This is a genomic window from Ilumatobacter sp., from assembly GCF_041688325.1.
Lineage (GTDB): Bacteria > Actinomycetota > Acidimicrobiia > Acidimicrobiales > Ilumatobacteraceae > Ilumatobacter_A.
The window spans coordinates 1-6,901 of sequence record NZ_JBDNIJ010000414.1; the positions used below are offsets into that span (position 1 = coordinate 1).

At 65.0% G+C, this 6,901-nt stretch carries 6 protein-coding genes and 1 pseudogene; 4 read left to right on the forward strand and 3 right to left on the reverse strand.

Features of this window, described 5'->3' with window-relative positions:
* Positions 1–782, forward strand: a 782-nt coding sequence (locus ACH2EI_RS20330) for an alpha/beta hydrolase family protein (protein ID WP_395161391.1), incomplete at its 5' end; no start/stop codon positions are given.
* Between the two features lie 21 nt (positions 783–803).
* Here the strand turns inward: ACH2EI_RS20330 and galE are convergent.
* The 3 genes from galE to ACH2EI_RS20345 all read right to left on the reverse strand — a co-directional run bounded on the left by galE (position 804) and on the right by ACH2EI_RS20345 (position 3,582).
* Positions 804–1,799, reverse strand: a complete 996-nt coding sequence (gene galE, locus ACH2EI_RS20335) for a UDP-glucose 4-epimerase GalE (RefSeq protein WP_395161393.1) — start codon at positions 1,797–1,799, stop codon at positions 804–806.
* Positions 1,800–1,810: 11 nt separating this feature from the next.
* Positions 1,811–2,227, reverse strand: coding sequence for a hypothetical protein (locus ACH2EI_RS20340; RefSeq protein ID WP_395161395.1), 417 nt, complete (start codon positions 2,225–2,227; stop codon positions 1,811–1,813).
* Between the two features lie 275 nt (positions 2,228–2,502).
* Positions 2,503–3,582, reverse strand: a complete 1,080-nt coding sequence (locus ACH2EI_RS20345) for a hypothetical protein (protein ID WP_395161397.1) — start codon at positions 3,580–3,582, stop codon at positions 2,503–2,505.
* A 148-nt stretch (positions 3,583–3,730) separates the two neighbouring features.
* On the opposite strand from ACH2EI_RS20345, the gene ACH2EI_RS20350 reads away from it, so the two are divergent.
* The 3 genes and pseudogenes from ACH2EI_RS20350 to ACH2EI_RS20360 all read left to right on the forward strand — a co-directional run.
* Positions 3,731–5,086, forward strand: coding sequence for a glycosyltransferase (locus ACH2EI_RS20350; RefSeq protein ID WP_395161399.1), 1,356 nt, complete (start codon positions 3,731–3,733; stop codon positions 5,084–5,086).
* The gene (locus ACH2EI_RS20355) at positions 5,067–6,503 is read left to right on the forward strand and encodes a glycosyltransferase (RefSeq protein ID WP_395161401.1); all 1,437 of its coding nucleotides are present in this window, start codon (positions 5,067–5,069) and stop codon (positions 6,501–6,503) included. The genes ACH2EI_RS20350 and ACH2EI_RS20355 overlap by 20 nt, the downstream gene beginning before the upstream one ends.
* Positions 6,500–6,901: pseudogene (locus ACH2EI_RS20360) on the forward strand (nucleotide sugar dehydrogenase); the annotation flags it as partial. The gene ACH2EI_RS20355 and the pseudogene ACH2EI_RS20360, both read left to right, overlap by 4 nt.

The following is a 6,901-nucleotide window of genomic DNA, read 5'->3' on the forward strand; positions in this document are numbered from 1 at the left end:
CCGGGATGAACGATCGGTTCGAATCGAACGGGCTCTCGCTCGCATGTCATGTTGCGCAGCCGACCGGTGACGCGCGGCCCGGCCCCGGGGTCATTCTCTGCCACGGATTTCCGATCGGTCCACTCGATGCCCAATTGTCGGGAGGAACATTTCCTCAACTGATCGACCGCATTGCTAGCGGTCTTGGTTGCGTGGCGATGACGTTTAACTTTCGAGGATGCGGCGACAGCGAAGGTGACTTCTCGCTGCAAGGCTGGGTCGACGACCTCCGCAACGCGATCTCACATCTCGAGCGGGTGAGTGAGCCGAAGGGCGTGATCTTGGTCGGCACGAACACCGGTGGGTCGATCGCGGTCTGCGTCGGCGCCGATGATCCTCGGGTCAGCGCGCTCGGGTTGCTCAGCCCGCGAGCCGACTTCGACGACTGGGCCGATCATCCCCGTCGATTCTTGGAGCACGCGCGTGAGATCGGTGCGATCAAGCGGCCGCAGTTTCCGGAGTCGGTTGACGAGTGGGCACGCGAGTTCCGGCGTTTCCGGCCGGTGGCCTCAGCTCGTCGGTTCGCCCCGCGTCCGATGATGGTGATGCACGGCGAAGAAGACGACTCGGTGCCCGTGTCTGATGCTCGCCAGCTCGTCAACGCGCACGGCAATGCCGAGCTCAGTTTGTTCGTCGGTGCCGGTCACCGTCTCCGTCACGACCCGCGAGCGATCGCAGTGTTGATTGGCTGGCTCGATCGGATGCGGTCGGTGACCGTGCATCCGGCGGCTGAGATCGTCTGACGCCAGAACCCGGAGTGTTGCTCAGCGGCTGCCGTCGAGCTGGCTCAGGTGCCACTCGTACGCTGTCTGCACGATCGCGCCGAGATCATGCTTGGCTGACCAGCCGAGTGTTTCGAGCGCATGATCGGGGTTCGCGTAGGTCGACACAGGGTCGCCCGCGCGGCGCGCAACAACCTCGTGGCGAACCGGGCGACCCGCGATCGCCGCAGTGGCATTGATCACTTCGAAGACCGACGATCCTGTTCCGGTGCCGACATTGACGGCGGTCGACTCGCCACCGTTGCCGAGGTACGTCAGGGCCTTGACGTGGGCATCGGCAAGGTCTTCGACGTGGATGTAGTCGCGGATGCAGGTGCCATCGGGCGTGGCGTAGTCGTCGCCGAAGACGTTGAGCTGATAGTCGTCGAGGAGCACCGCCTTCATTGCCAATGGAATGAGGTTGAAGCTGTAGGTCCAGTCTTCTCCGATGCGCCCATCGAAGCTCGCCCCGGCCGCATTGAAATACCGCAGGCTGACCGAGTTCAGGCCGTTCGTGACGCCGTACCACGACAGGATCTTTTCGACCATCGCCTTCGACTCGGCGTAGACGCTCTCCGGGCGGATGGCGGCATCCTCGGTGACGGGAACGGTTTCGGGGGTGCCATTGACCGAGCACGACGATGAGAACACGACGTCGCTGACGCCTGCGGCGAGGCAGGCCTCGACGAGCTCGACGGTGCCTGCCACGTTGTTGCGCCAATACTTGGCAGGGTTCTCCATCGACTCTCCGACCGCCTTGTAGGCCGCGAAATGGACGAGTTGGGTGACGCCGTACTCGTTGCATGTGGCGGTGACGAGGTCTTGATCTGCAATGTTGCCGACGACGAGCGGTGCGTCGATGACGGCCTCGCGGCGTCCGAGTTCGAGCGAATCCAACACAACGACATCGCGACCGGCCGCGCGCAGTGAACGGACGGTGTGGGACCCGATATACCCGGCGCCGCCTGTGACGAGAACGGTGCCGTCGAGAGAGGTCATGGCTGGCGAGGTTACTGGTCGATGACGGCGTGGTTCGTCGGGAACTCGGTGTCGTCGGGCGACTCGCCGAAGTAGTGGTCCAGTCGCTCGATCCGGTCGACGCCGTAGACGTAGTCGAGCCACAACAGCCGTTCGCGAAACGTCTCGGCGCAATGGTTGGCTGACGCTGTCGGCAGGTACTCGTACGGCATCCCGGCGGCTCGTAGCGCTCCGACCGATGGCGCGTCGGTGACGACGAGGAACCGTTGGGGGAGACGATCCTGACACGCAACAATCTCTGAGGTCGGATGTCCGGTGGCATCGATGACCACGAACTCGCCGTGACCCGGAAATCGGACCGTCGCCCTGAACACCGCTCGCGAAATACGACCACGTGGTGTCCACGTGATTTCTTCGGCCGGCTGCTCGTTCGGCCGGCTCTGAAGCATGCCCAGCCGAGTCCGGGTGGCTGTTCGTGCTGCCTGACGGCTGCGTCGCTGCCAGGCGCGCTCGGATCGCCGGAGGGCGCGTCGTAACCGCCGGAGGGCGCGTCGAAACTGTCGAATCGAGCGTCTCTTGTAGAGCCGAATTTGCACCCGACCATTTCTGACAGCCGTTGCAGCGTCGCGCAGAGGCGGTTCGTACCGGTCGGGAACCTGTTCGATCAGCCAGAGATACGCGCTGCGCCCGCGCGGCCCGCGCGGGTCAGCTTCGTCCGGCGCGCTCACAGCCAACGCTCGATGAGCCGCGCCGCGGTGCGGCTGCCGTCGGCGGTTCGCAGTGCTGCGAGCCGAGTTCGGATGCCTGCGCGCTGTTCGTCGTCGGTGAGCGCAGCGACCGCTTCCTGCAGGGTCTGTTCGTCGGATCCGTCCCAACGGAGGCCGAGCCCCTGCTCGTGCGCCCATCGGCTCCGTGCGTCCTGGTCATCGGTCTTGGTGGCCAGATTCGGGACGAGAATTGAGGGAAGTCCGAGCGAAAGCGCCTCATGGAATGAGTTGTAGCCGGGCGCGATCGCCGCGAAGTCGAATGCCGCGAAGTACCGACTGATCGGGAATTGTCTGACAACCGAGATGTCGCCAGCGGGGTCGTCGGCGGGCGCGCTGAGCACGCTTCGCGCCAGGCACGGGCGAGTGCCGACCCGTTGCAGCTCGCCGACCAGGCTCCCCAACGTCGAGTCGAGGTCGTTGATCGTGCCAGCCCCTAACTGCACCATGACGTTCAGGGCCTGAGCGTCGAGCCCGAGTTCGTGGCAGGCGGCGTCGCGATCGAGGTTTTCGTTCGGCCCGACGTAGCAGATCGGTGGAATTCGGTGCACGCCTGTGAGCACCTTCGACGTTGCACCGTGGTCGAACTCGGCTCCGTACTCACCAGGCTCAATCACCTCGTCGAAGTGATCGGCGAACTGGATCGTGTCGTCACCGACGCCTGGCCTCCACATGGCGCGTCGCATCCAGACTCGAGTCGGTCGGCCACCGAAGCGTCGACGTCCGAGTGCATTGGTCAGGCCGCGGTACGGGTGGACACCGTCGAAGACGACGAGGCCGGGCCGGTACCGGCTGATGAGTTGCTCGACGCGATCTTCGAGCAGTTCGTGCCACTCGTTGGTGGTGACGTCGAGGTACCCGGCTGAGGCGAGGTGCTCGACTCGCAGCCCAGCTTCGACAGGAATCGGCAGTCCGGCCGACAGCGTGAAGAGGACGCAGTCGATGTCGGGGCCGAATTGCTCGGCGACGGCCATCATGCGCGCAACGTGCCCCAGGCCTGCCCCGTTGCTGGTGCACAGCAAGACGCATCGGCGGGGCATTGTTGGCCACCTTAGCGCTGGGGTTGAACTGTCGAGCCGATCTCCAATGCAAACGCGGCGAAGCCAGGCGAGACAGAGGGAGAGGCAGGGAGAGACAGAGGGGGAGAGAGGGAGGCAGTGCGAGAGAGGGGAGCGCTACAGTGGCCAGATGGCGGGAGGTCCGGATTCGACATCGGGCAGTTCGTGGGAACGGCCGTGGATCCACATGGACGAGTTGGCCTCGACTGCCCAGTCGACGGTGCGTGCCGATCGTTCTGAATCAGTGGGCTCGGTTCGACGCGACCGGCTTCAGGCCCGGGAACAAATCTTGTCGATTGGCGTTCGGCTCCGCCGGTTGGTCCGTGGTGCTGCCAGTTGGCGGCCGCGGCGTCGCGATGTGCTGCGTTGGCTGCCCCGCCGCCGGCGCCACCGCAATTGGGAGACGCCGACCTCCGATCTGGCCGATCGGAGCATCTTCAACGCAGTCGGCTTCGACCCGGATCACGACGGTGTGGTGATCGATCTCGCCGACCTAACCGGCCGCAAGCGCCAACCGGCGCGGGTGGTCCGTCGCGTGCACCGCGCACGCGGTGTGCGCTTCGAGCAGGCTCGCTCTGATGCGCCGTCGATGCTCGAACTCGGCTTGGCCGGCGCCGTCCTCGTCGATCATCGGCCGGGGCCGAATGCTGACCCGCTCGCGCTTGTCGCATCGAGGGATGCCGCGTCGCTGACCAACGATCGCGACCGCGAACTCCATTCCATTGCGGTCAGGAGGGCGGCGCGGCGCATCGTTGGTAACGGCCCACCGGCTCGCACGATCAGCGTGCTGCTCGCAACCAACCGTCCGGTGCATCTCGAGTACACGCTCCGCACGATTGCCCGCCAAAGCGTTCGCACGCACGAGGTACTGATCGGCATGCACGGGCCTAAGTGGGCCGAGAGCGACGCCGATCTCGCTCGCGAGATTCTGGGTGATGCCGTCAGGATCGACCACTTCGACGAGTCGTTGCCGCTGGGCGCAGTGTTGCAGGCGCTCACAGACCGTGCATCTGGCGAACTGGTCACGAAGTGGGACGATGACGACTGGTATGGCGTCCACCATCTCGAAGACTTGGTCGGTGCACTCGAGGACTCGGGAGCGGATCTTGTCGGCAAGGCTGCCGAATTCGTTCGCCTCGAATCGATGGACCTCACCATCCGGCGGTTTGCGCAGGGTGCCGAGCAGTACAGCACGACGTTGGCCGGTGGGACCTTGTTACTGCGAACATCCACGCTCCGCGCTGTTGGCGGGTGGGCTGCGGCCCCGCGCGACGTCGATCGCCTTCTGATTGAAGCCGTGCAGCGTTCGGGCGGGCTCCTCTACCGGACGCATGGTTTCGAGTACCTGCTGCGGCGCAGCGGCAGCGGCCATACCTGGAGTGCCGACGACCAGTATTTCCTTGGCCAGGCATCCGATGTGCTGGCCGGTCTCGACCTGTCCTTCTGTGCTGTCGATGCTGGTTTGGGTGAGGGTGTTGATGATTAGCCGTACTGCGGCAGTCGCGCGGCACCAGGTGCCGGGCAACGAATGGGGCCGGTTGCGTCCGCCGCCGGGGGCCATGTGGACCCCGCATCGCCGCGTCTCGGTGTGTATCCCGGCTCGATCGACCGACCAGACGTTGCGCCGGACGCTGTCGGCGCTGGCGTTGCAGACCTACCCGGCAGACCTCATCGAGGTCATCGTCGCCGACGATTCGTCATCGCCGCCGCTGAACGTGTCGGAACTCGACGTCCCGTTTACGGTCACGGTGTTACGCCAGGACGTCGACGGTTTCGCTGCGGGCCGTGCCCGGGCGTTGGCGGCAAGCGCGGCGGCAGGCGAGGTGCTGCTTTTCCTCGATGTCGACGTGGTGCCGAGCCGATGTGTGGTCGAGTCGTACCTCCGATGGTTCGAACGATGCGACTCAGTTGTTCCGTTCGGGTTTCTGAGCTTCGTGGACATGTCGGGAATGTCGCAAGCTGAACTGCACGTTGCGATCAGAGACCACGACCTCGCAGCATTCGACCAGCTCGGCCGAGTCGATGACCAGCATTGGCGCGAGCAGACCTTCGGCGAGAGCGCCGATTTGCAGCACGAGTCGAGTGACATGTTCCGAACGCTGGTCGGGGCGTCGCTTGCGGTGTCCGCCGAGCAGTACGCAAGCGTCGGGGGGTTCTGCGACCTTGGGGTCCGCGGGATCGAAGACATCGAGTTCGGGTACCGGTTACAAAACAACGGTGCCCTCTTGATCCCCGATCGAAGTGCACTGCATTGGCATCAGGGCGGCCGAACCATGAGTGGCGAGCGCGTCGCTGCGATCCGCCAGGCTCGTGCGCCTTTTGCTGACGCGCTGCTTCCCATCGGTCGCTTCAGAGGGGCGCGACCTGCTGCTGGCAGCCCGGTGCCGGTGGTGCCTCGGCTCTTGGTGCATATCGATCCAGGCGTTGTCGATGCCGACGTTCTCGCCGCGCAGATTCGGCGTGCCGACGGAGATGACGTCAACGTCCGCATCGGGCTCCCCGATGACCGGTTTGTTACCGCGTTTGCGCAGGTCGCGTTGACCGCGCCGATGGATTGGCCCTCCGGAGTCGCCGCTGCCATCACGCGCCAACTGGTCGAGCGCAACCTGGGCACGCTGTTGATCGTCGGTGTCGCTGGTACGCCGGTACTTGAAGTGGTCCGCACCAGGGCGATTCGGGCGGGGCGCAACGGCGATGCGTCCACACTGATCGCCCCTAAGCTCTTGCCCGTCGGCGTGGCCGATGCCTCACAGGTGCGGCTGGTGCCGGAAAAGAGCGGGCTGCTTGCACGGGTCCAATCGATCCGCCACCACCTCGATGGAGTTGTTGCGGTACTCCGCAGACGGCTCCGGCGGGCGCAGCGGCGGTTGAGGCCACCAGAATCTGAGAGAAGCACATCGTGAATGCACTCAACTCATCGTCAACCGACCTCGTGGTCATCGGCCTCGGCTATGTCGGCCTTCCGTTGTTGGTCGAAGCATCACGCGCTGGCCTGCGCTGTGTCGGGCTCGACCTGAACTCCGCCGTCGTCGACGGGCTCAACAGCGGCCGTTCACTCGTCGACGACGTGAGCGACGCAACGGTCGCCGAGATGCTCGCCGGCGGATTCGTCGCAACGACCAACGCCGACTGCCTGGCAACGACCGCCGTGGCGGTCATTTGTGTGCCGACCCCGTTGAAGGAAGACCAGACCCCCGACCTGAGTGCCGTGTCGGGGGCTGCGGGAGACATCGCATCGCGGTTGCGGGCAGGGATGCTTGTGGTCCTCGAGTCGACTACTTACCCAGGGACGACCGACGGC

Excerpts from the sequence above, each read along its gene's own strand:
- ACH2EI_RS20345 (WP_395161397.1), bottom strand. The coding sequence starts at position 3,582 with ATGCCCCGCCGATGCGTCTTGCTGTGCACCAGCAACGGGGCAGGCCTG.
- ACH2EI_RS20340 (WP_395161395.1), bottom strand. The coding sequence starts at position 2,227 with ATGCTTCAGAGCCGGCCGAACGAGCAGCCGGCCGAAGAAATCACGTGG.
- galE (WP_395161393.1), bottom strand. The coding sequence starts at position 1,799 with ATGACCTCTCTCGACGGCACCGTTCTCGTCACAGGCGGCGCCGGGTAT.
- ACH2EI_RS20350 (WP_395161399.1), top strand. The coding sequence starts at position 3,731 with ATGGCGGGAGGTCCGGATTCGACATCGGGCAGTTCGTGGGAACGGCCG.